Origin of the sequence: Nonomuraea sp. NPDC000554 (assembly GCF_040300065.1) — a bacterium.
Classification (GTDB): Bacteria; Actinomycetota; Actinomycetes; order Streptosporangiales; family Streptosporangiaceae; genus Nonomuraea.
In genome coordinates this window covers 281,427-308,106 of the sequence record NZ_JBEPDC010000009.1, presented here as the reverse complement: position 1 = coordinate 308,106, position 26,680 = coordinate 281,427, and the positions used below count along the sequence as shown (strand labels likewise).

Annotated in this window: 24 protein-coding genes; 6 read left to right on the top strand and 18 right to left on the bottom strand. The window is 71.3% G+C overall.

The window, feature by feature from the left end; translation table 11 throughout:
• Positions 1–258 precede the first annotated feature (258 nt).
• The gene (locus ABT294_RS19890; protein ID WP_350807466.1) at positions 259–1,509 is read right to left on the bottom strand and encodes a class I SAM-dependent RNA methyltransferase; all 1,251 of its coding nucleotides are present in this window, start codon (positions 1,507–1,509) and stop codon (positions 259–261) included.
• A gap of 64 nt (positions 1,510–1,573) precedes the next feature.
• Here ABT294_RS19890 and ABT294_RS19885 point away from each other — a divergent pair, with 64 nt between their 5' ends.
• Positions 1,574–3,211, top strand: a complete 1,638-nt coding sequence (locus tag ABT294_RS19885; RefSeq protein ID WP_350807465.1) for an alpha/beta hydrolase — start codon at positions 1,574–1,576, stop codon at positions 3,209–3,211.
• Here ABT294_RS19885 and ABT294_RS19880 read toward each other — a convergent pair.
• Positions 3,198–5,240 carry an APC family permease gene (locus ABT294_RS19880; protein WP_350807464.1) on the bottom strand — a complete coding sequence of 681 codons (2,043 nt, stop codon included), beginning with the start codon at positions 5,238–5,240 and terminating at the stop codon, positions 3,198–3,200. The two genes, ABT294_RS19885 and ABT294_RS19880, sit on opposite strands and share 14 nt — an antisense overlap.
• Before the next feature lie 100 nt (positions 5,241–5,340).
• Between ABT294_RS19880 and ABT294_RS19875 the strand changes: the two genes are divergently transcribed.
• Positions 5,341–6,006: a potassium channel family protein gene (locus ABT294_RS19875; RefSeq protein WP_350807463.1), complete on the top strand. Its 666-nt coding sequence runs from the start codon at positions 5,341–5,343 to the stop codon at positions 6,004–6,006.
• Positions 6,006–6,665: a potassium channel family protein gene (locus tag ABT294_RS19870; protein WP_350807461.1), complete on the top strand. Its 660-nt coding sequence runs from the start codon at positions 6,006–6,008 to the stop codon at positions 6,663–6,665. Before ABT294_RS19875 ends, ABT294_RS19870 begins: the two co-directional genes overlap by 1 nt.
• Before the next feature lie 58 nt (positions 6,666–6,723).
• On the opposite strand, the gene ABT294_RS19865 is transcribed toward ABT294_RS19870, so the two are convergent.
• The 5 genes from ABT294_RS19865 to ABT294_RS19845 all read right to left on the bottom strand — a co-directional run bounded on the left by ABT294_RS19865 (position 6,724) and on the right by ABT294_RS19845 (position 10,393).
• Positions 6,724–7,395, bottom strand: a complete 672-nt coding sequence (locus tag ABT294_RS19865) for a DUF3159 domain-containing protein (RefSeq protein WP_350807459.1) — start codon at positions 7,393–7,395, stop codon at positions 6,724–6,726.
• 4 nt (positions 7,396–7,399) lie between these two features.
• The gene (locus tag ABT294_RS19860) at positions 7,400–7,786 is read right to left on the bottom strand and encodes an OB-fold nucleic acid binding domain-containing protein (RefSeq protein ID WP_350807458.1); all 387 of its coding nucleotides are present in this window, start codon (positions 7,784–7,786) and stop codon (positions 7,400–7,402) included.
• Positions 7,787–7,814: 28 nt separating this feature from the next.
• Positions 7,815–8,450: a DUF3710 domain-containing protein gene (locus tag ABT294_RS19855; RefSeq protein WP_350807457.1), complete on the bottom strand. Its 636-nt coding sequence runs from the start codon at positions 8,448–8,450 to the stop codon at positions 7,815–7,817.
• Positions 8,451–8,505: 55 nt separating this feature from the next.
• Complete coding sequence (gene dut / locus ABT294_RS19850) at positions 8,506–8,937, bottom strand: dUTP diphosphatase (RefSeq protein WP_350807478.1); 432 nt, start codon at positions 8,935–8,937, stop codon at positions 8,506–8,508.
• Between the two features lie 238 nt (positions 8,938–9,175).
• The gene (locus ABT294_RS19845; RefSeq protein WP_350807456.1) at positions 9,176–10,393 is read right to left on the bottom strand and encodes an AI-2E family transporter; all 1,218 of its coding nucleotides are present in this window, start codon (positions 10,391–10,393) and stop codon (positions 9,176–9,178) included.
• Positions 10,394–10,483: 90 nt separating this feature from the next.
• On the opposite strand from ABT294_RS19845, the gene ABT294_RS19840 reads away from it, so the two are divergent.
• Positions 10,484–12,631 (top strand): DUF6351 family protein, encoded by a 2,148-nt coding sequence (locus ABT294_RS19840; protein WP_350807455.1) that lies wholly within the window; start codon positions 10,484–10,486, stop codon positions 12,629–12,631.
• Here the strand turns inward: ABT294_RS19840 and valS are convergent.
• Positions 12,625–15,114, bottom strand: coding sequence for a valine--tRNA ligase (gene valS / locus ABT294_RS19835; RefSeq protein WP_350807453.1), 2,490 nt, complete (start codon positions 15,112–15,114; stop codon positions 12,625–12,627). The two genes, ABT294_RS19840 and valS, sit on opposite strands and share 7 nt — an antisense overlap.
• A gap of 109 nt (positions 15,115–15,223) precedes the next feature.
• On the opposite strand from valS, the gene ABT294_RS19830 reads away from it, so the two are divergent.
• The gene (locus ABT294_RS19830) at positions 15,224–15,508 is read left to right on the top strand and encodes a DUF4235 domain-containing protein (protein WP_350807452.1); all 285 of its coding nucleotides are present in this window, start codon (positions 15,224–15,226) and stop codon (positions 15,506–15,508) included.
• Here the strand turns inward: ABT294_RS19830 and ABT294_RS19825 are convergent.
• The 10 genes from ABT294_RS19825 to paaN are packed head-to-tail and all read right to left on the bottom strand — an operon-like array spanning position 15,441 to position 25,267.
• Positions 15,441–16,874 carry an alpha,alpha-trehalose-phosphate synthase (UDP-forming) gene (locus tag ABT294_RS19825; RefSeq protein ID WP_350807451.1) on the bottom strand — a complete coding sequence of 478 codons (1,434 nt, stop codon included), beginning with the start codon at positions 16,872–16,874 and terminating at the stop codon, positions 15,441–15,443. The genes ABT294_RS19830 and ABT294_RS19825 overlap by 68 nt on opposite strands.
• Before the next feature lie 24 nt (positions 16,875–16,898).
• Positions 16,899–18,425, bottom strand: coding sequence for an FAD-dependent monooxygenase (locus ABT294_RS19820; RefSeq protein ID WP_350807449.1), 1,527 nt, complete (start codon positions 18,423–18,425; stop codon positions 16,899–16,901).
• Positions 18,422–19,381, bottom strand: coding sequence for an MBL fold metallo-hydrolase (locus tag ABT294_RS19815; protein WP_350807447.1), 960 nt, complete (start codon positions 19,379–19,381; stop codon positions 18,422–18,424). The genes ABT294_RS19820 and ABT294_RS19815 overlap by 4 nt, the downstream gene beginning before the upstream one ends.
• 46 nt (positions 19,382–19,427) lie before the next feature.
• Positions 19,428–20,435 (bottom strand): 2Fe-2S iron-sulfur cluster-binding protein, encoded by a 1,008-nt coding sequence (locus ABT294_RS19810; RefSeq protein WP_350807446.1) that lies wholly within the window; start codon positions 20,433–20,435, stop codon positions 19,428–19,430.
• A gap of 1 nt (position 20,436) precedes the next feature.
• Positions 20,437–20,907 carry a 1,2-phenylacetyl-CoA epoxidase subunit PaaD gene (gene paaD, locus ABT294_RS19805; protein WP_350807477.1) on the bottom strand — a complete coding sequence of 157 codons (471 nt, stop codon included), beginning with the start codon at positions 20,905–20,907 and terminating at the stop codon, positions 20,437–20,439.
• Positions 20,908–20,963: 56 nt separating this feature from the next.
• The gene (paaC, locus tag ABT294_RS19800; protein WP_350807445.1) at positions 20,964–21,614 is read right to left on the bottom strand and encodes a 1,2-phenylacetyl-CoA epoxidase subunit PaaC; all 651 of its coding nucleotides are present in this window, start codon (positions 21,612–21,614) and stop codon (positions 20,964–20,966) included.
• Complete coding sequence (paaB, locus tag ABT294_RS19795; RefSeq protein ID WP_350807444.1) at positions 21,611–21,883, bottom strand: 1,2-phenylacetyl-CoA epoxidase subunit PaaB; 273 nt, start codon at positions 21,881–21,883, stop codon at positions 21,611–21,613. Before paaB ends, paaC begins: the two co-directional genes overlap by 4 nt.
• On the bottom strand, positions 21,880–22,791 hold the full coding sequence (gene paaA, locus ABT294_RS19790) for a 1,2-phenylacetyl-CoA epoxidase subunit PaaA (protein ID WP_350807443.1): 912 nt from the start codon (positions 22,789–22,791) through the stop codon (positions 21,880–21,882). Before paaA ends, paaB begins: the two co-directional genes overlap by 4 nt.
• A 17-nt stretch (positions 22,792–22,808) precedes the next feature.
• Entirely contained in the window at positions 22,809–23,618 is an 810-nt protein-coding gene (locus ABT294_RS19785; RefSeq protein WP_350807475.1) for a 3-hydroxyacyl-CoA dehydrogenase family protein, read from the bottom strand.
• Between the two features lie 2 nt (positions 23,619–23,620).
• Positions 23,621–25,267, bottom strand: a complete 1,647-nt coding sequence (gene paaN, locus ABT294_RS19780) for a phenylacetic acid degradation protein PaaN (protein WP_350807442.1) — start codon at positions 25,265–25,267, stop codon at positions 23,621–23,623.
• Between the two features lie 110 nt (positions 25,268–25,377).
• Between paaN and paaK the strand changes: the two genes are divergently transcribed.
• Positions 25,378–26,679, top strand: a complete 1,302-nt coding sequence (gene paaK / locus ABT294_RS19775) for a phenylacetate--CoA ligase PaaK (protein WP_350807441.1) — start codon at positions 25,378–25,380, stop codon at positions 26,677–26,679.
• Position 26,680 lies beyond the last annotated feature (1 nt).

Genomic DNA, 26,680 nt, shown 5'->3' with positions numbered 1-26,680 from the left:
ACGGCCACCCGACCAGCGGCGACTATCGGCCGTACGCGGCACAGGCCCGCGCGGACGCGCGACGGCCGGGGGTTCCGGTGGCCGCAGGCCACCGGAACCCCCGGCCCTATAGGGCGTCCGAGCGAAGCGAGGGCCATGCCTTTCGGGGTCGAAGGGGCGGAGCCCCTGGGAGACACAGCCCGAGCCGGGACGCGCGCAGCGCGCCGGCCGCGAGGCCCATGCCGTCAGCTCCGGCCGTGGCCCGGCGCCGGCCCCGTCCTAGCGCCTGACCAGCAGGGCCACGCACTCCACGTGGTGGGTCATCGGGAAGGCGTCGAAGGCGCGCAGGTCCGACAGCGGGTAGCCGAGCTCTGCCAGCCAGGCCAGGTCGCGGGCGAGCGTCGCCGGGTCGCAGGAGACGTAGACGATGCGGGTGGCCTCCAGGGCGGCGATCCGGTGGACCACGTCGCGGCCGAGGCCGGCCCTCGGCGGGTCCACCACCACCAGGTCGGCCCGTTCGATCTGGAAGCGGTCGAGCGCCTCCTCCACCCGGCCGCGCTCCACCCGCGCCTGCGGCAGGTCGCGCAGGTTGGCGCGGGCGTCGCGGACCGCGGCCTCCTCCGACTCCAGGCCGAAGACGGCGCCTTCCTGGCCCACCGCCTCCGCCAGGCCCGCGGCGAAGAGGCCGACGCCGCAGTACAGGTCGAGCGCCCACTCTCCCGGCTCGGGGGCCGCGTAGCTCAGGACGGCGTCCAGCAGGGTCTCGGCGGCGCCGGGGTGGACCTGCCAGAAGCCGCTACCCGCCACCCGGAACTCGCGGTCGCCCACCTGTTCGCGCAGGACGCCCGTGCCCCGGCGTGGCACCGTGCGGCCCTTGCCCTGGTGCAGCAGGATGGACGCCGGGGCGTCGAGTTCGGGGACCGTCACGCTACGGCGGGGCTTGGGCGTGACGACGACAGCGCGGTCGCCTCCGGAGGAGGCGATCACCTCGACCCCGGCGGCGCCCCGCCAGTCGTGCCCTTCGGCGCCGACCGCCTCCACCTCGGGGTGCGCGATCAGGCAGGCGTCGACCGCCTCGATGTCGTGGGAGCGGTGCCGGCGGAAGCCGAGAACACCGTCGGGACGGGCGGCGAACTGCACGCGGGTGCGCCAGCCGAGCCCGTCCTTGGCGCCGGGAACCTCCTCCACCACGACCTCGCGTTCGACGCCGGCGAGCCTGCGCAGTTGCTCGGCCACCACGTCGGCCTTGAGCGCGCGCTGGGCCTCAAGGGTGGCGTGCTGCCAGTCGCAGCCGCCGCACCGGCCAGGACCGGCGTACGGGCAGGGCGGGACGACGCGGTCGGGCGACGGGTCGAGGATCTCCACGGCGTCGGCCCTCAGGAAGCGGGCCGTCTCTTCGGTCACCTCGGCGATCACCCGCTCGCCGGGCAGCGCGTGCCGGACGAAGACCACCCGCCCTTCGTGGCGCGCCACGCACCAGCCGCCGTGCGCGACCGGACCTACCGTCAACTCGAGAGATGCCTGTTCCACACGGACACCCTATGCCCTGACCTTGGCGGCTACTTTCCGACTTGACCAGCTACGCTAGGTGATCGTGGGGAGCATTCGGGTGGTGCGACGGCGGCCCGGTTTCGGGGGAACACTGCTGGCCGTCCTGTTCTTCTGCGCCTCCCTGACGCCGTCGCTGCTCCCCCGGACGTGGGAGTACCAGGGGGTGATGGGCGCGGTCACCGCGATCCTCGGCTACGCCGTGGGGGCGTCGGTGGGGGCCGCGGGGCGGGCCGTGATCTCGTACCGGCTGTCCGAGCGGTGGCGGCGCAACGCCTGGCAGTTGCTGATCGGCACGTCCACGGGGTTGGTGGCCGTCTCGCTCTGGTACAGCCACGACTGGCAGCGCGACCTGCGCGCGCTGATGGGCATGGACACGCGGATCAGCTGGTTCCCACCGGTGATCCTGGCGGTGTCGGCCGTGCTGTTCACGGTGTTCCTGGTCGTCGCCCGGCTGGTGCGGCTGGGCGGGCGGCGGCTGATCGACTGGCTCGACCGCTACGTCAACGCCTACGTCGGCCACGCCATCGGCATCCTCGTCATCGCCTTACTGGTCGCGGTGTTCGCCAACGACGTGCTGTTCTCCGGCTTCGTCAACGCGATGAGCGACGTCTCCTCGGTGACCAATCTCACCACCCGTCCGGGGCTCAAGCGTCCCGCCTCGCCGCTGCTGTCGGGCGGCCCCGGCTCGCTGGTCAGCTGGGAGTCGCTGGGCAGGGAGGGCAGGAACTTCACCGGCACCGCCACCACGCCGGCGCAGCTCACCGCGTTCTCCGGCAAGCGGGCCGCCCAGCCGATCAGGGTGTACGTCGGGCTCGGCGCCACCGCCTCGCCCGAGCAGCAGGCGGCGCTGGCCGTGAGGGAGCTGCAACGCAGCGGCGCGTTCGAGCGTCCGGTGCTCGCCGTCCTCGGCACCACCGGCACCGGCTGGGTGGACCAGCACATCGCCGAGTCGCTGGAGTACATGTACAACGGCGACTCGGCCATGGTCGCGATGCAGTACTCCTACCTGCCGAGCTGGGTGTCGTTCCTGGTCGACAAGCGCAAGGCGGCGGTCGCCGGCCGGGCCCTGTTCGACGCGGTGCGGGCCAGGTGGGCGACCCTGCCCGTGGCCCACCGTCCGCTGCTGGTGGTGGCGGGCGAGAGCCTGGGCTCGTACGAGCTGGAGAACGCCTTCCGCGACCTTCCCGACCTGGCGGCCAAGGCCGACGGGGCGCTGTTCGTGGGGCCGCCGAACGCCAACCACATCTGGGACGAGCTCACCTTCCACCGCGATCCCGGCAGCCCGGTGTGGCGGCCGATCTACCAACAGGGCCGGACCGCCCGGTTCGCCCAGTATCCCGCCGACCTCGCCAGGCCGAAGGGCCCGTGGCAGCACCCCCACGTGGTCTACCTGCAGAACGCCTCGGACCCTGTCGTGTGGTGGTCGCCCCGGTTGCTCTACCACCGGCCCGCCTGGCTGGAGGCGCCGCGCGGCCCCGACGTCAACCCGCAGATGAACTGGTTCCCGCTGGTGACGTTCTGGCAGGTGCTGGTGGACATGTCGACGGCGCTGTCCGTCCCGCCGGAGCACGGGCACCGGTACGGCGCGAACATCGCCGACGGCTGGGCGGCGGTCGCGGCCCCGGCAGGGTGGACGCAGGCCGATACGCAACGGCTGCGGGCCGTGCTCAGCGGGTCTTGACCTCGTCGTCCTTGATCGTCTGAGACCAGGGGCGGCGCACCGCGCCGGGGGCGAACGGCTCCGGGCGGCCCTTGAGCCGGTCGGACGAGTGCAGCTGCCACGGCACGCTCGTCACCATGACGCCCGGCTTGAACAGCAGCCTCGCCTTCAGCCTGAGGGCGCTCTGGTTGTGCAGCAGATGCTCCCACCAGTGGCCGACCACGTACTCGGGGATGAACACGGTCACCACGTCGCGGGGCGAGCGGCGGCGCAGCGTCTTGACGTAGTCGAGGATCGGCTGGGTGATCTCGCGGTACGGGGAGTCCAGCATCTTCAGCGGGACGGGGATGCTCCTGCGCTCCCACTCCTCCTGGAGCTGGCGCGCCTCCTCGCCCTCGACGCCGACGGTGATCGCCTCCAGCGTGGACGGCCGGGTGGCGCGGGCGTAGGCGAGCGCCCGCATGGTCGGCTTGTGGATCTTGGAGACGAGCACGATCGCGTGGTTCCGCGCCGGCAGCATCGACTCGTCGATCTCCTCGGTGATCGCCAGCTCGGCGGCCACGTTGTCGTAGTGGCGCCTGATGGCCTTCATCATGAGGAACAGGATGGGCATCGCGATGCACACGATCCAGGCGCCGGCCACGAACTTCGTCAGCAGCACGACCACGAGCACGAGCCCGGTCATGATCCCGCCGAAGAAGTTGATCACGCGGGAGCGGTGCATCTGGTGCCGGATCTTGGGGTCGGTCTCCGTCTTCAGGTGGCGCGTCCAGTGGATGACCATGCCGGTCTGGCTGAGCGTGAAGGAGACGAAGACGCCGACGATGTAGAGGTTCAGCAGGCGGCTGACGTCGGCCTGGAAGCCCCAGAGCAGCAGGCAGGCCCCGGCCGCCAGGATGACGATGCCGTTGGAGAAGGCCAGCCGGTCGCCGCGGGTGTGCAGCTGGCGCGGCAGGTACCTGTCCTGCGCCAGGATCGAGCCGAGCACGGGGAAGCCGTTGAAGGCGGTGTTGGCGGCCAGGAACAGGATGAGCGCGGTGACGGCGGAGATGACGATGAACGGGAACGAGCCGCCGCCGAAGACCGCGTCGGCCACCTGCGAGATGATCGGCTGCTGGTAGTAGCCGGGCCCGACGGGCTTGCCGTCGGGGCCGAGCAGGTCGGTCGCCACCACGGACGGCTCGGCCACCTTCACCCCCGAGGCCAGGCCGAGGGCGATGATGCCGCCGAACATGGTGATCGCGACCACGCCCATCATGAGCAGCGTGGTGGCGGCGTTCTTGCTCTTGGGCTTGCGGAAGGCGGGCACGCCGTTGCTGATGGCCTCGACGCCGGTCAGCGCCGCGCATCCGGATGAGAAAGCGCGCAGGATCAGGAAGACCGCCGCGAAGGTGGCCAGGTTGGTCTGTTCGGGGACGATGTCGAACCCGGCGCTGGGAGCCCGCAGCTCGTCGCCGAGGACGAGCAGCCGGAAGCCGCCCCAGGCGATCAGCCCGATCACCGCGACCATGAACGCGTAGGTCGGGATGGCGAAGGCGACCCCCGACTCGCGCAGGCCGCGTAGGTTGACCACCGTGAGCAGAATCACGATGGCGATGGCGATCGCCGGTTTGTGCTCGCCGACGAACGGGATCGTCGCGCCGACGTAGTCGACGCCGTTGGCCACCGACACCGCCACGGTCAGCACGTAGTCGACCATGAGGGCGCTGGCGACGGTGAGCCCGGCGTTCTTGCCCAGGTTGGTGGTGGCGACCTCGTAGTCGCCGCCGCCGCTGGGATAGGCGTGCACGTTCTGCCGGTACGACGCCACCACCGTCAGCATCACGACCACGACGGCCGCCGCGACCCAGGGGCTGTAGGTGTAGAACGAGACGCCCGCCAGCGACAGGATGACCAGAATCTCCTGCGGCGCGTAGGCCACGGAAGAGAGGGCGTCGCTGGCGAAGACCGGCAGAGCAATGCGTTTGGGCAGGAGTTGCTCGTGGAGTTGCCCGCTACGCAGGGCGCGCCCCACGAGCACGCGTTTGACAAGATCCGTTACCTTCGCCACAGAACGAGATGCTAGCCCCATGTTGGGGACCTAAACGCGGCGCTCCCCCCTCGGGCCATACTGGTGTCGAGAACCGGCCGACCGTGGAGTTCGGGGGAGTATGCATATCGTGATCATGGGTTGTGGACGGGTCGGCTCGACCCTGGCCCACATCCTCGAGGACAACGGACATTCTGTGGCGATCATCGATCGCGACCCGCAGGCGTTCCGACGGCTCCGTGCCGGGTTCCGCGGCCGCCGGGTCACCGGCATCGGCTTCGACCGCGACGTGCTGACCGAGGCGGGCATCGAGTCCGCCGCCGCGTACGTCGCGGTCTCCAGCGGCGACAACTCCAACATCATCTCCGCCCGGGTGGCGCGCGAGACGTTCGGCGTCGACAACGTGGTCGCCCGCATCTACGACCCCCGGCGGGCCGAGGTCTACCAGCGGCTGGGCATCCCCACGGTGGCGACCGTGCGCTGGACCGCCGACCAGATCCTGCGCCGCATCCTGCCTGAGGGCGCCGAGCCGCTCTGGCGCGACCCCACCGGCACGGTCATCCTCGCCGAGGTCACCGTGCACCCGGCGTGGATCGGCACCCGCGTGGTCGACCTGGAGACCCGGGTGCGCACCCGCGCCGCCTTCATCAACCGCATGGGCGAGTCGCTGGTCGTCGCCGAGGACACCGTGGTGCAGGAGGGCGACGTGCTGCACGTCGTCGCCGCCGAGAACGACATGGACCGGATCAACAAGGTGCTCGCCGCGGCACCGGAAGAGGACCACTGATGCGCGTCGCCATCGCCGGGGCGGGAGCCGTGGGCCGGTCCATCGCGGCCGAGCTGCTGGAGAACGGGCACGAGGTCCTGCTCATCGACATCGACCCCCGGGCCATCAAGATCGACAGCGTGCCGCGGGCGGAGTGGCTGCTGGCCGACGCCTGCGAGATCGCCTCCCTCGACGAGGCGGGCCTGGGCAACTGCCACGTGGTGGTCGCCTCCTCCGGCGACGACAAGGTCAACCTGGTGGTGTCGCTGCTGGCCAAGACCGAGTACGGCGTACCGCGCGTGGTCGCCCGCATCAACCACCCCAACAACGAGTGGCTGTTCAACGAGTCGTGGGGCGTCGACGTGGCCGTCTCGACCCCGCGCCTGCTGAGCGCGCTGGTGGAGGAGGCGGTGAGCGTCGGCGACCTGGTGCGGCTGATGACGTTCCGCCAGGGCCAGGCCAACCTGGTGGAGCTGACGCTGGCCGAGGACGCGCCCGTGGTGGGCCAGCGCGCCGGATCGGTGCCGTGGCCGACCGACGCGGCGCTGGTCGCGATCCTGCGCGAGGGCCGGGTGCTGGTGCCCACCGCCGACGACCCGCTGGAGGCCGGCGACGAGCTGCTGTTCGTCGCCAGCCAGGAGGTGGAGCAGGAGCTGGCGCGCCTGCTCTCACAGCACTAGTTCACAGCACCGGACGGAGCCGGTTCCGGCAGGGGCCTGCTCTCACCGGCGTGACGGTTCAGGCAGGGGCGACGGGCGGTTTGAGGGGAGTCCGGCCCCTGCCGAGCACCCACAGCATCGCGCCGAGCGCGGCCACCTGCAGCGGCCAGCCCATCGCGATCTTGGCGACGCCGAGCGCCGCGACGGCCTTGTCGCCGCCGCCGAACAGCCACACGGGAAGCTGCACGGCCACCCTGACCACACACGGCACCAGCAGCAGCCAGGTGAGCCTGCTGCACAGCTTCACGATGCCGGGATCCTTGCGCCAGCCGGTGGGGTCGCCGGTGACCGAGCCGATCAGGAAGCCGACGACCGGCCAGCGGGTGACGATCGACAGCAGCATGGCGACGGCGTAGCCGGCGTTCCACAGAATGCCGGGCAGGAAGTAGTCCTTGGCGTCGCCGGAGCGGCTGGCGAAGAACGCGCCGATGGCGATGCCGATCAGGCTGTTGATCACGAACTGCGGCGTCGACCGCTGCGCGATCCGCGCGACCAGCAGCAGCACCGACAGTGTGATGCTGATGATGAGCGACAGCTTCAGCTCTTCGGTCGAGATCCAGGAGATCGTGAACGCCACCGTCGGGACGGCCGCCTCGATGATGCCGCGCACGCCGCCGAAGGCCTTGGCGAGCTGGGCCCGCACCGCCGCTTCCACGGTGTCGTGGGCGACCTCTTCCGCCTCACCACTCACCTGATCAACTCCCCGGACGCAGCTCGTAGCGCGGATTGAACATCACCTTGCGTCCGTCCTGCATGCTGACCAGGCCCTCGGCCCTGACCGTGCGGCCAGGCTCGATGCCTGCGATCTTGCGGCGGCCGAGCCAGACGAGGTCGATCACGTCCGACCCGTCGTAGAGCTCGGCCTCCAGGGCGGGCGCGCCGCCCCGCGGACGCAGAGTCACCGTACGTAGCGTACCGGCCACGCAGAAGCGACGGCGGCCGCCACACGAGACGATGGGGGTGGCGCCGTGCTGTTCGACGTCTTCTCGCAGTTCCTGGGCCTCGATCTCGGACTGGGGTGAGGCCAGCCGACTGAAGAAGCCGCGCAATCCCCCGCGTTTGGGGGGCTCTGCCGTACTCATGATGGTTCAGCCTATGCGATGGAAGTCGTCAGCGAATCTCGCTGATTTCCGGCCCTCGTCTGAACGGGTTCAAGGCCGTGGACTCGGCGGTCTCGGCGGCCTGCTCGTTCGGCCGGCGCAGCGGGATCGGCTCTTCACGGGCCATCGGCTCGTCGCCTCTGACGACCACGACGTCCCTGAGGAAGGTCAGCAGCTCGGCCGCGGCCTGCTCGTCGACGGCGGCCTTGCCGCTGACGACGGCGAGCAGGAACCAGCGCGGGCCGTCGATGCCGAGGTAGCGGACCGGGCGGGTCTCGCCCTGGTTGGTCACCTCGCCGGTCAGCTCGGCGCCGAACGGGCCCTCGACCTCCTGCAGGGTCTTCGCCTGCGAGAGGATCTTGGTCTTGACCTCGTCCCAGAGGCCCATCGTCTTCGGCGCGGCCAGCGCCTGGACCTGCAGCGTGCTCTCCTCGTGGAGCGCCACGACGCCGACGTGCTGGTCTCCGACGGAGGCCAGCCGGATGTCGAAGTCGGGGTGGTTCGGCACCCGCAGGCCGCCCAGGTCGATGCGGTCGGTGCCGGGGTGGGGCTCGTCGGCGTCCCACGGGCCGGACTCGCGCTCGGGCGCGGCGGGCGCCTGCTCGGCTGCCTGCTCCGGCTGCTCACGACGGCGACGTCGGAACACTTGTCTCACTCTCCTGTCCGTGTGGTCACGCGCCCCGCGGGGCGCGCTCCCGTGGCTAACGTCCTGTCGAACCGAACCCGTTGGCGCCGCGTGTCGAGCCGGGCAGCCGTTCCACCTCGGCGAAGACCGCCCGCTCCACCCGCTGGACGACGAGCTGGGCCACCCGGTCGCCGCGCTGGAGGCGGAAGGGCTCCTTGGCGTCGGTGTTGATCAGCGTCACCCTGATCTCACCCCGGTACCCGGCGTCGACCGTGCCGGGCGCGTTGACCAGGGTCACGCCGTGTTTGGCCGCCAGCCCCGAGCGCGGGTGCACGAACGCCGCATAGCCGGCGGGCAGCGCGATCGCCACCCCCGTGCCGACCACCGCGCGCTCGCCCGGCAGCAGCTCGACGTCCTCGGCCGCATAGAGGTCGGCGCCCGCGTCGCCCGGATGGGCGTAGGACGGCAGCGGCAGCTCCGGATCGAGCCGCTGGATGAGGACCTCCATGTCGGTCAAGGTTTCCCCTCGTAGTCGTGGTGTCGCGCGGCGTGTTCCCAGATGGCCGCCGCGTCGGCGTGTGCCGCCGCCATGGACGGCCCCATGGACGGCTCCGCCGCGGGGACGGGAGGGATTTCACCCCTCAGCCTCACGGTACGCCTTCCCGCCCATGATCCCGCTGTACCGGGCGCGCCGGTGGAGTGTCGTGCCGGCGGCGACGGGGTGGAACGGGTCACGAGGGATGAGGTTACTCCGTGTGGGCCGTCCCTTCGCCCTCGGCGGACGGACCGTCGGCAGGCGGCCTACCGGAGCCGGCCTGCGAACCCTCGGCAACCGGCCCTCCGGAGCCGGCGGAGTCGCCGGACGGGGGCCCGCCCGGGGGCGGGGGCTCCTTGGCGGGCGGGGGCAGCGCGGGTGTCTCGTGCCTGAGCTCCGGCAGCGCCCGGTAGATCACCGCGGCGACCGGCACGGCCACGGCCGCGCCCGCGATGCCGCCCAGGATGCCGCCCACGGCCAGCACCAGGATGATGGCGAGCGGGTGGAAGTTGAGCGCCCTGCCCACGATGAGCGGTTGCAGCACGTGGTTCTCCAGCTGCTGCTCCACGACCAGGATGCCGACGAAGATCAGCGCGTACACGGGCCCCTTGGCGCCGAGCGTGACGAGCGTGGCCACCGTGCCGGCGAAGAAGATGCCGACGATCGGGATGAAGCTGGCGAAGAAGATCAGCACGGCCAGCGGCGCCCAGAGCGGCACCCCCATCCCGGCCAGCACGATGCCCATGATGACGCCGTGCACGGCGGCGACGCCCACGGTGCCCTGCACGTAGTGCGAGAGCGTGGCCCAGGCGGCCCGGCCCGCCCTGTCGACCCGCGGCGACATCGCGCCGAACGCCCTGAGGAACCAGGCCCAGATCCGGTCGCCGTCCTTGAGCAGGAAGAACGTGACGAACAGCAGCAGCACGAGGGAGGCGAGCACCTCGAAGGCGACGGCTCCGGCGGTCAGCACGGTGCCGGTGATCGCCGACTGCTGGGTGTTGACCATGTTGGCGATCTCGTCGACGTACCCGGTGATCTGCGCCTCTTTCAGGTGCAGCGGGCCGGTGATCAGCCAGTTCTGGACGTCGCGGGCCGTCGCCTGCACCTGCTTGACCAGGTTGGGGAACTCTTCGGTGGCCCGTGCGCCCACCAGCCAGCCGGTGCCGACGAGCACCGCGAGGGCGACCAGCATGGTGATCCAGGTCGCGTAGATGGGCCGCATGCCCGTCTCGCGCAGGTTCTTCGTCAGCGGGAAGAGCAGCGCGGTGAGCAGCAGCGCGATCGCCACGGGCAGCGCGACGAAGCTGAGCCGCGCGATCGCCTGGGCGAAGAAGAAGACGACCACGCCGACGAGGATCAGGCACGCGGACCATGCGGCCATCTTGGCCAGCACGGGCGGCACGAGCTTGGTTGGGCGGTCGGTCAGCACGGTTCAAGCCTGGCACGTCCCAAGCGATGATGCGCACCGTTAAAAGATCGGGTCTGGGCAGGGAGAGACCGGCGTGTCACCGTCATGGTCATGAAGGTTTTGACGGTCGTCGCCGCGATCTCCGCTTTCGTGGCCGGGCCCTCGGTTCCCGCGCTCGCCGCCACGGGCGGGAACCTCGCGCTGGAGGTGCTCTCCAGCCGCGCGGACCAGGTCAGCGGCGGCGACGCCCTGGTCAGGGTGCGCACGGGTCACCGATTAACGGTGACACGCAACGGCGAGGACGTGACCGCGGCCTTCAAGCCCGACCCGGAAGGGCACACGGCCACGGGGCTGGTGACCGGTCTGTCCGACGGGGTCAACACGATCACCGCGTCCGACGGGCCGCGCCGGGAGACGCTGAAGGTCCGCAACCACCCCGTCTCGGGGCCGATCTTCTCCGGGCCGCACCAGTACCCGTTCCTGTGCAAGACCGAGCGGAGCGGCCTCGGCCCGCCCGCCGCCGACAACCAGGACGGCCAGGGCATGCGCGTGGCGGGCGGCTGGAGCAGGGACTGCTTCGCGCCCACGGTGACCGACCGGCTCTACCGCGCCACCGACGGGACGTTCAAGGCGATGCCGTCGCAGCGTCCCGCGGACATGACGACCACCACGCTGCTCGACGGGCGGACCGTGGACTTCGTGGTGCGGCGCGAGCGCGGCGTGATCAACCGGTTCCTCTACTCGATCGCGATGATCGAGAACGGCTGGAACGGCCGGGCGATGTACCGCTTCGACGGCGGCGTGGGGATCGGCCACGACCAGGGCACGCTGGGCGGGAGCGCGCTCGACCCGTACGGGCTGGGCAAGGGCTACGCGATCCTGTACTCGTCCGGCACCCGCACCTCGACCCACTACAACCTGATCGTGGGCGGCGAGACGGCGCTCATGGTCAAGGAGCACTTCGTCGAGCAGTACGGCGTGCCGCTGTACACGGTCGGCGTGGGCGGCTCGGGCGGCGCCATCCAGCAGTACCTCTACGGGCAGAACTACGGCAACCGGGTGATCGACGCCGCCATCGCGCAGTACTCCTTCCCTGACATGGTCACCCAGACCATCCACGTCGGCGACTGCGAGCTGCTCGAGAACTACATGGACCACAACCCGCGCTGGGCCCGCTGGGACGACCGGTCCGCGCTGATCGGCATGAACGCCAGCGACACCGTGCCGAACGCGTACACCGGCAAGCCCGGCTCCGACGAGTGCGTCAAGGGCTGGCGCGGCCTGACCCCGCTGACCATGAACCCGCTCTGGACGTCCAACGCCGACCCGGAGTGGAAGCAGATGGACCCGCCGGGCGTCAAGAACACCGTCCAGTGGACGCACTGGGACGACCTGCGCAACGTCTACGGCGTCGCCCCCGACGGCTACGCCCGGTCCACCTGGGACAACGTCGGCGTCCAGTACGGGCTGCGGGCGCTCGTGGACGGCGTGATCACGCCCGCCGAGTTCCTCGACGTGAACGCCCGGGTCGGCTCGTGGAAGGAGGCGGCGGACATGGTCCAGGAGGGCTGCCCGTTCACCGAGTGCGCCACCGACTTCGACCCGTGGAGCGCCCGCAACGCCCGGTCGGGCGACCCCGCGCCGCGGCGCGCAGGCGACCCGGTGGCGATCAGGAACGTGACGCGCAGCGGGCTGGTGTTCCGCGGCGCCATCGACATCCCGGTCATCGACTGGCGCCACTATCTGGAAGACCAGCTCGACATGCACGACGCGCACCAGTCGTTCGCCTCGCGGCAGCGGATGCTGGACTTCGACGGCGACGCCGGCAACCAGGTCATCTGGTTCACCGACGCCCGTCCCGACGGCCCCCGCTTCGACCAGACGCCGGAGGCGCTGCAGGTCATGGACGAGTGGCTGGCCAACATGCGGGCCAACCCGTCGCACGGTGTGACGGGCAACCGGCCCGCCACGGCCGTGGACCGCTGTTTCGCCTCAGACGGCGCGCAGCTCGCCGCGGGCCCGCACGTCTGGGACGGCGTCCTGGACGGCAGGCCCGCCGGCGCCTGCACGGCGAAGTTCCCGCTCTACTCGACCTCCCGGGTCGTGGCGGGCGGCCCGCTGAAGGGCGGGGTCTACGCGTGCAGGCTCCAGCCGGTGGCGCGGGCCATCGAGCGCGGCCTCTACGGGACGTGGCGGCCGTCCCCCGCCGAGCGGGAGCGCCTTGAGGCGATCTTCCCGACGGGGGTGTGCGACTACTGATCCTCGACGAGGACCACGTCGACCAGGAACTCCGGGCCGTCGGCGAGGACGAACTCCTCGACGTTGCCCGCCCCGCACACGTCGTCCTGCGCCTGCCGGGCCAGCTCCACCTCGGGGCCGGAGACGGTGAGCCGCGAGACCTCGGCCCGCATCGACAGCTTGGCCGCGGACTTGGCCTTGCGGACCTGCCTGAGCACCTCCGAGGCCACCGTCAGCACCGCGGGGTCACCCTCGCGGCGCTCGGCCGACGGCCACGGGGCCCGGTGGACGCTGCCCGCACGCCACCAGGACCACACCTCCTCCGTGACGAACGGGAGGAACGGGGCGAACAACCGCAGCTGGACGTCCAGGGCCTGCCGCAGGGCGGCGTGGGCCGAGGCGGCGGCCGCGTCGGAGTCGTAGGCGCGGCCCTTGACCAGCTCCAGGTAGTCGTCGCAGAACGACCAGAAGAACCGCTCCGCGGCCTCCAGCGCCCTGGTGTAGTCGTAGTTCTCGAACGCCTCCGTGGCCTCCTTGACCACGTCCGACAGGGCGGCGAGCATCGCCAGGTCGAGCGGCTCGGTGACCTCTCCCACCGTCTCAGGGAAGGACAGCACGAACTTCGACGCGTTCAGGATCTTGATCGCGAGCCGCCGCCCGACCTTGATCTGGCCGGTGTCGAAGGCCGTGTCGGTGCCGGGACGCCCGCTGGCCGCCCAGTAGCGGACCGCGTCGGAGCCGTACTCCTCCAGCAGGCCCATCGGGGTGGTGACGTTCCCCTTGGACTTGGACATCTTCTTGCGGTCGGGGTCGAGGATCCACCCGGAGATCGCCACGTCGCTCCACGGCAGCGTGCCGAACTCCTGGTGCGCCCGGACCACGGTGGAGAACAGCCAGGTGCGGATGATCTCGTGGGCCTGCGGGCGCAGGTCCATCGGGAAGACCCTGGAGAACAGGTCGGGGTCGCGCTCCCAGCCGCCGGCGATCTCCGGCGAGAGCGAGGAGGTGGCCCAGGTGTCCATGACGTCGGGGTCGCCGACGAAGCCGCCCGGCACGCCCCGCTGCGCCTCGGTGTACCCCGGGGGCACCTGCGACGACGGGTCGATCGGGAGCTCGCCCTCCGGCGGCACCAGCGGGTTGGCGTAGTCGGGCTCGCCCGCGGCGTCGAGCGGGTACCAGACGGGGAACGGCACGCCGAAGAAGCGCTGCCTGGAGATCAGCCAGTCGCCCGCCAGCCCCTGCACCCAGTTGTCGTAGCGGACCCGCATGTGGGCCGGGTGCCAGCTCAGCTCGGCGCCCCTGCCCAGCAGCCGCTCCCGCAGCTGCGGGTCGCGCCCGCCGTTGCGGATGTACCACTGCCGGGTGGTGACGATCTCGAGCGGCCTGTCGCCCTTCTCGTAGAACTTCACCGTCCGCTGGACGGGCCGCGGCTCGCCGTCGAGGTCGCCGGACTCGCGCAGCAGCTCCACGATGCGCTCGCGGGCGCTGTGCACCGTCTTGCCCGCCAGCTCCTTGTACGGCTCCGCCTCGACGCCCTCGGGCGGCTCGGGCAGCAGCCGCCCGTCGCGGCCGACGACCGGCCTGGTCGGCAGGTTCAGCTCGCGCCACCAGGTGACGTCGGTGATGTCGCCGAACGTGCAGATCATCGCGATGCCCGAGCCCTTGTCGGGCTCGGCCAGGTGGTGGGCGAGCACCGGCACCTCGACGCCGAACAGCGGCGTCAGCACGGACGTCCCGAACAGCGGCTTGTAGCGCTCGTCGTCGGGGTGCGCCACCAGCGCCACGCAGGCCGGGATCAGCTCCGGCCTGGTCGTCTCGATCCAGACCGGCCCCTTCTCGCCGTAGAAGGAGATGCGGTGGAACGCGCCGGGCCACTCCCGGTCCTCCAGCTCGGCCTGGGCGACGGCGGTGCGGAAGGACACGTCCCACAGCGTGGGCGCCTCGGCCAGGTACGCCTCGCCGCGCGCCAGGTTACGCAGGAACGCCCGCTGCGAGGCCGCCCGCGCGTGGCCGTCGATGGTCGCGTACGTCATCGTCCAGTCGACCGACAGGCCGAGCCGCCGCCACAGCTCCTCGAACGCCTTCTCGTCCTCGACAGTGAGGCGCTCGCACAGCTCGATGAAGTTGCCGCGCGAGATCGGCACCTGCCGCTTGGGATCGGGCTTGGCGGGCGGCGTGAAGTCGCGGTCGTACGGCACCGAGGGGTCGCAGCGGACCCCGAAGTGGTTCTGCACCCGGCGCTCCGTGGGCAGGCCGTTGTCGTCCCAGCCCATGGGGTAGAAAACTTCTCGCCCGCGCATCCGCTGGAAGCGGGCGACGGTGTCGGTGTGGGTGTAGGAGAAGACGTGACCGACGTGGAGGGAGCCTGAGACGGTCGGGGGCGGCGTGTCGATGGAGTAGACCTGCTCGCGGGTCTTCGACCGGTCGAAGCGGTAGGTGCCTTCGTCCTCCCAGCGGGCTACCCATACCTGCTCCAAGCCGTCGAGAGTCGGTTTCTCGGGCATGGATGCATGGCGTAGTCGCTGCTGAGTCATGCCTCCTTATGGTACGGCGTCCGGGGCCCCAGAAGCGGTAGAGACTATGGTTCGTTACAAAGGGGAAGGAGACGTGCAGATGGCAGAGGACAAGCCCGATATCGCCTGGCGGGTGATCGGGGGGCTCGTCGGTCTGGTCACGGCGTGGGCGGCGAGGAAGATCCTCGGGTTCGTCTGGGTGAAGACCACCGGCAAGGAGCCGCCGGTGGACCCCGACTCGCCCGAGGTCACCATGGGCGAGGCGATCGGTTACGCGGTTCTCATGGGCGTGGGCATGTCCGTGGCGCAGATCGTGGTCAACCGGACCGCCAAGAAGCGGTACGAGGCGTGGAAGTCCGTGAAGCAGGTGACTCCAGAGCAGTGAGGAACTCGCTGGCCCAGCGGTCCACGTCGTAGGTGGCTACCCGGCGGCGCATCGTGCGCATGCGCCGGGCCAGCTCGTGCGGCGTGGCCCGCATCGCCGCCAGCATCTGGCGCTTGACGTCCTCGACGTCGTACGGGTTGACCAGGAACGCCTGCCGCAGCTCGTCGGCGGCCCCGGCGAACTCGCTGAGCACCAGCGCCCCGTGCAGGTCGTGGTGGCACGAGACGTACTCCTTGGCGACCAGGTTCATCCCGTCGCGCAGCGGCGTGACCACCATGACGTCGGCGGCCAGGTAGAGCGCCGCCAGCTCCTCGCGCCCGTACGACTGGTGGAAGTACTGGATCGGCTGGTGCCCGAGCATCGCGTGCTCGCCGTTGATGCGGCCGACCTGCAGCTCGATGTCGTCGCGCAGGCGGCGGTACTCCTCCACCCGCTCCCTGCTGGGTGTGGCGATCTGCACGAACACCGCCTCGCCCGGCGCGATCTTCTCCTCCGTGAGCAGCTCGCCGAACGCCTCCAGGCGCTGGCCGATGCCCTTGGTGTAGTCGAGCCGGTCCACGCCGAGCATCATGTGCTCGGGGTCGCCGAGCTCGAACCGGATCTCCTTGGCGCGGGTGATGATGTGCGGCTCGCGCACCAGCGAGTCCAGCTCGCCGAAGTCGACGGAGATCGGGAACGCCTGCGTCGTCACCACCCGGTCGTCGAGGAAGATCTCGTTCCCCTTGTACGGCAGGCCGAGCAGCTTGCGGCAGAGCATCCGGAAGTTCGACGCCCCGCCGGGGAGCTGGAAGCCCACCAGGTCGGCCCCGAGCAGCCCCTCGACCAGGTCCTTGCGCCACGGCAGCCGCCAGAACAGCTCCACCGGCGGGAACGGGATGTGCAGGAAGAAGCCGATGCGCAGGTCCGGCCTGAGCCTGCGCAGCATGGCGGGGACGAGCTGCAGCTGGTAGTCCTGCACCCAGACGACCGCGCCCTGCTCGGCGGCCTCGGCTGCGGCGGCGGCGAAGCGCTCGTTGACGGCGCGGTAGGCGTCCCAGGCGTCGCGCTCGAACACCGGCGGCACCGCCACGTCGTGGTAGAGCGGCCACAGGGTGGCGTTGGAGAAGCCCTCGTAGTAGCGCTCCACCTCGCGGGCCGACAGCGGCACCGGGATGAGGCTCATGCCGTCCTGCTCGAAGGGCTCCAGCTCCTCGTCGGCCGCGCCGTGCCAGCCGAGCCAGGCGCCGTGGCGGCGCTGCATCACCGGTGCGATCGCGGTGACCAGTCCTCCTGGGCTTCTGCGCCATGAGGCCGTGCCGTCAGGCTCGACCGTCCGATCCACCGGCAACCGGTTCGCGACGATCAGAAACGAGCTCCGGCCACTCACCCAAATCCTCCTAAGGATCCGCTCTCAGATGAGCCGCGCCGCGCGGCTCACGGCGGCCGCCACCGTCTCCGGCCCCACGTGGGGGATGATCGCGGCGATATGGGCATCGGGCCTGACCACCCATGCCTCTCCTGGCACCGCGCCCAGCTCAGAGGCCAGGCAGCCGGTCCCGTCGACCTCCGCGAGCTCGCGTACGGCGAGCGGCGCCGTACTGACCTTCCCCACTACCTGCGCAAACAAACTCGAATCGCACATATCGCCCAGCAGAAGCAGGAATCCGTCCCGGCAGAGCTCTCGCAACCTGCCCCCGGCCAGTGGCACGTCCGGAAGGATCACGCCGGGGGCGGGAGGCGGGCTCGTGCCCCTCGGCGGCCTGCCCGCGAACGGGCGTCCCGGCTCCGGCGTGGTGAGCGGGGAGTCGACGTACCAGTACGGTTCGGCGAACCTGCCCGAGTCGATGCCGGCCGCGTCCCCCGCGTCGAGCGCCCTGCGCCTGCGGGCCCGCTCCTCCTCGGTGCGCGGGGCCAGGAAGCGCATGGTGGCCGCCGTGACCTCCAGGTTCTCCCTGGCGGCGGCGTGCCGCTCGTCGTGGTAGGTCTCCAGCAGCTCCTCGGGGGCCCAGCCGTTGAGCACGAAGGCCAGCTTCCAGGCGGCGTTCTCGGCGTCGGGGACCCCCGAGTTGAGACCGCGGGCGCCGAACGGGGCCACCAGGTGGGCGCAGTCGCCCGCCAGCAGGACCCGGCCGACGCGCATGCGGGACGCGAGGCGGGAGTGGAAGCGGTACGTGGTCCGCCAGGTCAGCTCGTACTCACGGTCGCCGATGATTTGCCTGATTTTTCGCGAAATATCGTCTTCTGTTGGGATGAAGTGCGGCGAGACCTGCCAGTCGATGCGGAAGGCGGAGTCCGGACACGGATGGATGAGCACCTGCCTGCCGGGGTTCCACGCGGGGTCGAAGTAGAAGCGGCGCTCGTGCTCCCAGCCGGGCAGGTCCGCCTTGATGTCGCAGATGAGGAACTGGTCGGCGAACGTCTCCCCGTCGAACGCCACGCCCAGCGCCTGCCGGAGCGCCTGGGCGCGGGCGCCCGCGCAGAGCAGCACGTAGGGGGCGCGCAGCACCCGCCCGCCGCACCGGAGGGTGACGCCGTGCGCGTCCTGCTCCAGGCCGGTCACCTCGTGGCCCCAGCGGACCTCGATCAGCGGCTGGGCGGCGATGGCCGCGTCCAGGATCTGCTCGGTGCGCGCCTGGGAGATGTTCACGAACGGCGGCAGCGGGCCCTGGTCCTCGAACGTCCAGGAGAACAGCTCCCGGTCGCGGTAGTAGGTGCGCGCGGTGGTCCAGGTCAGGCCCTCCTCGGCCACCCGCCCCGCGCCGACGGACGCCCAGACGTCGAGCACGTCCCGCTGCTGGCAGATGGACCGCGAACCGGCGGCGTCACGCTCGGGACGGCGGTCCAGCACCAGCACGGGCACGCCCCAGCGGGCCAGCAGCAGCGCGGCGGTCTGGCCCACCGGGCCGGCGCCGACGACGATCACCTGCGGCTCGATCATGACTGCAACCGCTCCCAGACCTCGCGGTCGCGCTCGGCCGTCCAGATGCGCGGACGCTCGACGCCGTCGAGTTCGTCCCAGAGCCTGGAGACGTTGAACGGCAGGCAGTGCTCGAAGATCGGCCAGGAGCCGTAGCGGGGTTCGAGCACCGCGTGCGTGCTGTCGAACGCCTCCTTGAGGGTGCCGCCGCTCTCGTGCGCCTTGCCGACCTCGCGCAGCATCACGTCCAGGAAGTCGCGGGTCTGGGCGATCGCCGCCGCGACGCCCTCCCTGCCGCGCGCCACCGCTCCCCTGCCGCCGACCAGCGTCTCCGCCCCGAAGGACGCGACGTGGTCCAGCGTGGACGAGGACCACTCGCGGTGGAAGGCGTCGCCGGTGTACAGGGCGGCCTGCGACTCGACCAGGTCTCCGGCGAAGAGGATCCGCTGTTTCGGCAGCCAGGCCACCAGGTCGCCCTCGGTGTGCCCGCGCCCGCAGTACTCCAGGACGAGATCGCCGCGCCCGCCGCCCAGGTCGATGCTGAACCGCTCGCTGAACGTCGCCGTCGGCCAGGTCAGGCCCGGGATCGAGCCGGGCTCCTTGAACAGCCGGGGCATCCTGGCGTACTCGCTGGCCCAGTCCTGCTCGCCGCGCTCGGCGATCAGCTCGCGCGTCTTCTCGTGCGTGACGATCACGTCCGCGTCGAACGCGGACGCGCCCAGCACCCTGACCGCGTGGTAGTGCGACAGCACCAGGTACCTGATCGGCTTGGACGTGTGCCGGCGAAGCCGCGCCAGCCACTCCGCCGCCGCGACCGGCGTGGCCAGGGCCTCGAAGCAGACCAGGAAGTCCTCGCCCTCGATCGCGCCCACGTTCGGGTCGCCTTCGGCCGTGAGCGCGTAGACGCCGTCGGCCAGCACCTCCAGCGTCTGCGCCTTCTCGCCGAGATCGGCCGACGAGGCGAACGGTCTGGCCATCGTTCCTCCTTCCGCCCGGACGTCCCTCGCTCGGGGCGGCTCCGGTTCAGGCGTCGAAGTCGACCGTCACCCTGGGGGTCGCCGGACGGCTCTGACAGGCAAGGACATACCCCGCTTCGAGCTCCTCCGGCTCCAGCGCGTAGTTCTGCCCCATCTCCACCCTGCCCTCGACCAGCCGCACCCGGCAGGTGCCGCAGACGCCGCCGCGGCAGGCGTACGGGGCGTCCGACCGTGCTCGCAGGGCCGCGCCGAGCAGGGTCTCGCCGTCGTCGACGGCGACCTCGGCGGTCCGGCCGTCGAGGGTGAAGCCGAGCCTCGCCCCCTTCGCCGCGCCTCCCCGCCTGGGTGCGGGCTCGCCCGCGTAGAAGAGCTCGTAGTGGACGCGGCCGCCGCCGTCCAGCGCCTTCCTGGCCTCCTCGACCAGGCCGGCGGGGCCGCAGAGGTAGGCGTGGTCGGCCGGGCCCAGCAGGGGGAGCAGCGCGCGCAGCTTGCCGGCGTCGATCCGTCCCGAGGCGATCGGGGCCTCCTGGGGCTCCCTGCTGAGGACGTGCAGCAGGTTGAGGCGCGCGCCGTAGCGGTCCTTGAGGTCGGCCAGCTCCTCGGCGAACATCACCTCGCGGGCGGTCCTGTTGCCGTACACGAGCGAGAACCTGCTGCGCGGCTCCACGGCCAGCGTGGTGGCCAGCAGCGACAGGACCGGGGTGATGCCGCTGCCCGCGGCGATCGCGAGATGGTGGCGGGAGCTGTCCGGGTGCAGGGGCGTGTGGAACCTGCCGAGGGGCGGCATCGCCTCCAGCACGTCGCCCGGCCGCAGGACGGTGGTGGCGTACTCGGAGAACGCGCCGCCTGGCAGCCGTTTCACCGCGATCCGCAGCGGGCCGCCGTACGGGGAGCAGATCGAGTAGCTGCGCCGCACCTCGACGCCGTCCAGGCGGGTGCGCAGGGTGAGATGCTGCCCGGCGACGAACGGGACTCGCTCCGCGAACGTCACCGTGACGGCGTCGTCGGTGATCCGGTCCACGGCCGCGACCGTCAGCGGCTGGAAGCGGCCCACCCTAGATCTCCTTGACGTGGTCGAAGGGTTCGAGGCACGCGGCGCAGGTGTAGAGCGCCTTGCAGGCGGTCGAGCCGTACCGGCTGACCAGCCGCACCCGGCCGGACCCGCACCGCGGGCAGCACACGCCTGCCGGCTCGGCGCGGGTGGGCGGGGCGAGGGAGACGACGCGTCCGGGTGGTGAGACGCCGTGCTCGCGCAGCTTCGCGCGGCCCTCCTCGGTGATCCAGTCCGTCGTCCACGGCGGTGAGAGGACGGTGGTGACCGTCGCGCCGGGGAGGGCGCGCCGGATGTCGTCGCGGATCGCGTCCATGGCCGGGCAGCCCGAGTAGGTCGGGGTGATCACCACCTCGACGCCGCCGTCGTCGCGTGGCAGCACGTCCCGGAGGATGCCGAGGTCCGCGAGGGTGACCACCGGCAGCTCCGGGTCCGGGACGCCCGCCGCCACGGCGCGGGCCTCGTCGAGCGTCATCCGGGCGCCGGGCGGCTCGGCGTGGCTCTGGCGGGCGTCCGGCGGCTCGGCGGGGGTCACCAGGTCGCTCCCGCGTGGTCGCGGTGCAGGCCCTGCAGTTCCGTGAGGAGTGAGGTGAGGTGCGCGGTGTGCTGTCCGCGGCGACCGCCCGTGCGCTGCGCCACCGCCGGGACGGGCAGCGCGGCCCCCTCCAGCACCCCTGTCACCCAGGAGTGCCAGGGCGCGCGCAGGTCCTGGTGGTCCTCGAACAGCTCGTCCGTGAAGGGCCAGAGCGCCGCCAGGGCCTCGGTGGCGCGGCGGTGGCTCTCCTCGGTCCCCCTGCCGAGCCTGGACGTCCAGAGCGCGGCGTAGTCGCGGTGGTAGGCCAGCTCCTTGACCCCCTTGGCCGCGACCTCGTCCTCCGGGTGCGCGGCGTACAGCTCGAACAGGAACCCCGCGTAGAGCAGGTGCCGGACGATCGTGTGCGCGAAGTCGGTGTTCGGCTGCTCGACCAGCAGGCAGTTGCGGAAGCCGGACGCGCCGCGCAGGTAGGCGAGGTCGTCCTCGTCGCCCGCCCTCGACAGCAGGGCGCGGGCCTGCCCCAGGAGGTCCAGCGAGAGGTTGGCCAGGGCGACGTCCTCCTCCAGGGTGGGCGCGCGGGTCACCCACTCGGCCAGCCGCTGCGACAGCACCAGGCAGTCGTCGCCGATCTCCAGAGCGCCGATCACAGGTGCTTCACCCCTTCGGGGAGGTCGTAGAACGTGGGGTGCCGGTAGGGCTTGTCGGCTGCCGGGGCGAAGAACGGGTCCTTCTCGTCCGGGGAGGAGGCGCTGATCTCGGCCGCCGGGACGACCCAGATGCTGACGCCTTCCTGGCGGCGGGTGAAGAGGTCGCGGGCGTGCCTGAGGGCCAGCTCGGCGTCGGGCGCGTGCAGGCTTCCGGCGTGGACGTGAGACAGGCCGCGCCTCGGCCTGACGAACACTTCCCACAAAGTCACGAAATTTCCCCCTTCACACCCTCCACCACACCCTCTGCGTAGGCGATGGCCGCTTCCCGGACCCAGGCGCCTTCCTCGTGGGCCCGGCGCCGGTGGGCCAGCCGCTCGGCGTTGCATGGGCCGCCGCCCGCGAGGACCCGCCGGAACTCGTCCCAGTCGATCTCGCCGTGCTCGTGGTGGCCTGTGTCGGGGTTCCAGCGCAGGCCGGGGTCGGGCAGCGTGAGGCCGAGGATCTCCGCCTGAGGGACGATCATGTCGACGAACCGCCGGCGCAGCTCGTCGTTGGAGTGGCGCTTGATCTTCCAGGCCATCGACTGGGCCGAGTGCGTCGACTCGGCGTCCGGGGGGCCGAACATCATCAGCGACGGCCAGTACCACCGGTCGACCGCCTCCTGGGCCATCTGCCGCTGCGCGGGTGTCCCGTGGGCGAGCGTGTACAGCAGTTCGTACCCCTGCCGCTGGTGGAAGCTCTCCTCCTTGCAGATCCGCACCATCGCCCTGGCGTACGGGCCGTAGGAGCAGCGGCACAGCGGCACCTGGTTGACGATCGCCGCGCCGTCGACCAGCCAGCCGATCGCGCCCACGTCGGCCCAGGTCGGGGTGGGGTAGTTGAAGATCGAGGAGTAGCGCTGGCGGCCCTCGTGCAGGGCGTCGAGCAGCTCGTCGCGGTCGGCGCCGAGCGTTTCTGCCGCGCCGTAGAGGTAGAGGCCGTGGCCCGCCTCGTCCTGCACCTTGGCGAGCAGGATGGCCTTGCGTTTCAGGCTGGGCGCCCGGGTGATCCAGGCGCCCTCGGGCTGCATGCCGATGATCTCGGAGTGCGCGTGCTGGGCGATCTGCCGGATCAGGGTGCTGCGGTAGCCGTCGGGCATGGCGTCGCGAGGCTCGATGCGCTGGTCGGCCTCGATCATTTCGTGAAATGTCGAGCTTACCACTCGTAGAAGCCCTTCCCCGTCTTGCGTCCCAGCTCCCCCGCCGCGACCTTGTCGCGCAGCAGCCGGGGCGGCTCGAAGCGGGGGCCGAGCTTGGCGTGCAGGTACTCGGCGATGGCCAGCCGGACGTCCAGCCCCACCAGGTCGCCCAGCTTGAGCGGCCCCATCGGGTGGCCGTAGCCGAGCGTCATCGCGGTGTCGATGTCCTCGGCGGACGCGACCCCGTCCTCGACCATGCGGATGGCCTCCAGCCCGAGCAGCACCCCGAGGCGGCTGGTGGCGAACCCCGGCGAGTCGTTGACCACCACGGCGGTCTTGCCGACGCGCTCGACCTGCCGCCTGGCCACGTCGAGCACCTCGGGCGCGGTGGCCCGGGTGACGACGATCTCCACCAGCTTCTGGACGGGCACCGGGTTGAAGAAGTGCATCCCGATCAGCCGCTCGGGCCGTTCCAGGCCGGCCGACAGCTCGGCGATGGACAGCGAGCTGGTGTTGGTGGCGAGCACGGCGCCGCCGGGCAGCCTGGCCTCGGCCTCGCCCAGCACCTCCGCCTTGAGCTTGGGGTCTTCGGGCACCGCCTCGATGACCAGGGACGCGTCGGCGGGCACGGGGCCCAGCGTCAGCCGCGCCAGCGCCTCGTCGCGCCGCCCGCCTCCCCGGGCCTCGGCGACGCCCAGCCCCTGGGCGATCCGCTCGCGGGCGGCCTCCGCCTCCGGCTCCTGGACGGTGACGTGGTCTCCGGCTGCCAGGAACACCTGCGCGATCCCGGCTCCCATCCGGCCGCCGCCGATGACACCGATCCGCATGCTCACGCGTGCCGCCTGGACTGCACCACGTGGAAGCGCCCGGCGACGTAGCCGGGATCGGTCAGGGAGGCGGTGGCGGCGGGGTTGGCGCCGCTGCCGTGGTAGTCGCTGAAGGCCGCCGACTGGTTGACGAAGACGCCGGCGGTCAGGTTGCACGACAGGTTGACGCCCGCGTCCAGCGCCGCCCGCTCCGCCTGCTCCAGCACCCGCGGCGAGGTGGAGTAGACCGCCGCCGTGAGCGCGCCACGTGCGGAGACCGTGCGGCGCAGCACGTCGAGGCTCTCGGACGTGGACGCCGTCGGGATGACGAACGAGATCGGCCCGAAGTGCTCGTGCCCGTAGACGTCGTCGGCCGACGCCTCCACCCGGACGATCGCCGGGGTGCGCACCACCGCGTCGGGGAAGGCCGGGTGCTTGATCGACCGGGACTCCAGCACCACCTGCCCCAGCGACGGCGCGGCCTCCAGACGCGACAGCACGCCCTGGTTCACGATCGCCCCGGTCAGCTCCACGGCCCTGGCGTCGTCGCCGAGCAGCTTGCCGACGGCCGCCGCGAGGCCCGCGGCCACCTCGTCGAAGCTCTTGTGCCCCTCGTCGGTCTCGATGCCTCCGGCGGGCACCAGGATGTTCTGCGGCGAGGTGCACATCTGCCCGCTGTAGAGCGACAGCGAGAACGCCAGGTTGCCGAGCATGCCGCGGAAGGAGTCGGTGGAGTCGACGACGACCGTGTTGACCCCGGCCTTCTCGGTGTGGACGAGCGCCTGCCGGGCGTTGCCCTCCAGCCAGTCGCCGTACTCGGTGGAGCCGGTGAAGTCGACGATCCGCACGTCCGGGTGAGTGGCGAGGGTGGAGGCCAGGCCCCTGCCCTCCTCGACGGCGAGCTGGACGAGCGCGGGGTCGAACCCGGCCTCCGCCAGCACCTCGCGGGCGGTCTGGACGGTGATCGCCAGCGGCAGGATCGCCCCCGGGTGCGGCTTGACGATCACCGGGTTGCCGGTCACCAGCGAGGCGAACAGCCCGGGGTAGGCGTTCCAGGTGGGGAAGGTGTTGCAGCCGATCACCAGCCCGATGCCGCGCGGCACGACGGTGAACCGCTTCTCCATGACCAGCGGGTCGCCCTTGCCGGGCTTCTCCCAGCGGGCCCGGTCGGCGGAGGAGGTCATGGCGGCGTAGCCGTACGCGACGGCCTCCAGCGCCCGGTCCTGCGCGTGCGGGCCGCCCGCCTGGAAGGCCATCACGAACGCCTGGCCGGTGGTGTGCTGCACGGCGCAGGCCAGTTCGAAGCTGCGCTGGTTGATCCGGCTGACGATCTCGACGCAGGTCAGCGCGCGGACCTCGGGCCCGGCGTCGCGCCAGGCCGGCAGCGCCTCCTTGGCGGCGGCCACCAGCGCGTCGACGGACGGCTCGGGGTAGGTGACGCCGAGGTCGATCCCGTACGGCGAGTGTTCCGCGCCGATCCACGCCCCGGTGCCGGGCTGGTCGACGGGGAAGGGTTTGCCGAGGTACGACTCGAACGCCTCCTTGCCCCGCTCGGCCGACCCCTCGCCGTAGACGCGCGGGCTCGGCGACTCGGGGTAGGCGCTCCAGTAGCCCCGGTCAGCGATCGCGGAGAGGGCTCTGTCGAGGGTGTCGCGGTGCTGTTCGAACATGATCGTCCCTCTCTTGACAGGGATCTGCCGGACGATGAAGTGTTTACCGAACATTCGGTCAGTAAACAAGGGAGACCTGTGTTGGAGACCGCGCGTCGCAGGGAGATGAGATGAGGCTCGGCGATCCCCCCTCGCCGCAGGAACTCGACCCCATCGAGCGGGTGTCACCCGACGAGCTGGCCGCGCTCCAGCTGGAGCGGCTGCGGTGGACGCTCGGCCACGCCTACGACAACGTCCCGCTGTACCGGCGGAAGTTCGACGAGCACGGGGTGCGTCCCGCCGACTGCAAGGAGCTCTCCGACCTGGCCAGGTTCCCCTTCACCACGAAGCAGGACCTGCGCGACAGCTACCCGTTCGGCATGTTCGCCGTGCCGCGCGAGCGGGTGGCGCGCGTCCACGCCTCCAGCGGGACGACGGGGCAGCCCACCGTGGTCGGCTACACCAGGCGGGACATCGACACCTGGGCCGAGGTCATGGCCCGCTCGATCCGCGCCTCGGGCGGCAGGCCCGGCGACCTCGTGCACGTGGCGTACGGGTACGGGCTGTTCACCGGCGGCCTGGGCGCGCACTACGGCGCCGAGCGGCTGGGCTGCACGGTGGTGCCGGTCTCCGGCGGCATGACGCCGCGCCAGGTGCGGCTCATCGCCGACCTGCGTCCCGACATCATCATGGTCACCCCGTCGTACATGCTGGCGTTGCTCGACGAGTTCGACGCGCAGGGCCTGGACGCCCGCGCCTGCTCGCTCCGCATCGGGATCTTCGGCGCCGAGCCGTGGACGGAGGAGATGCGCCGCGAGATCGAGGACCGCTTCGACCTGCACGCCGTGGACATCTACGGCCTGTCGGAGGTGATGGGCCCCGGCGTCGCGAACGAGTGCGTGGAGTCGAAGGACGGCCTGCACATCTGGGAGGACCACTTCTACCCCGAGACGGTCGATCCGTTCACCGGGGCCCCGGCCGACGCGGGCGAGCTGGTCCTCACCAGCCTCACCAAAGAGGCGATGCCGGTCATCCGCTACCGCACCCGCGACCTGACCAGGCTGCTGCCGGGCACCGCGCGGCCCGCGTTCCGCAGGATGGCGAAGGTCACCGGACGCACGGACGACATGATCATCCTGCGCGGCGTGAACGTCTTCCCCACCCAGATCGAGGAGGTCGTGCTGCGCACGCCCGGCCTCTCGCCGCATTTCCAGCTCCATCTGACCCGCCCGGGACGGCTCGACGAGATGACGGTCATGGTCGAGGCCCGGCCGGGCTTCGAGCGCGAGGACCGGGACGAGGCCGCGGAGGCGCTGCGCGCGGCGGTCAAGGAGACGGTCGGGGTGCGGGTGGACGTCCAGGTGGTGGACCCGGAGACGCTGGAGCGGTCGGTGGGCAAGCTCCAGCGGGTCATCGACAAGCGGGATAATTAGC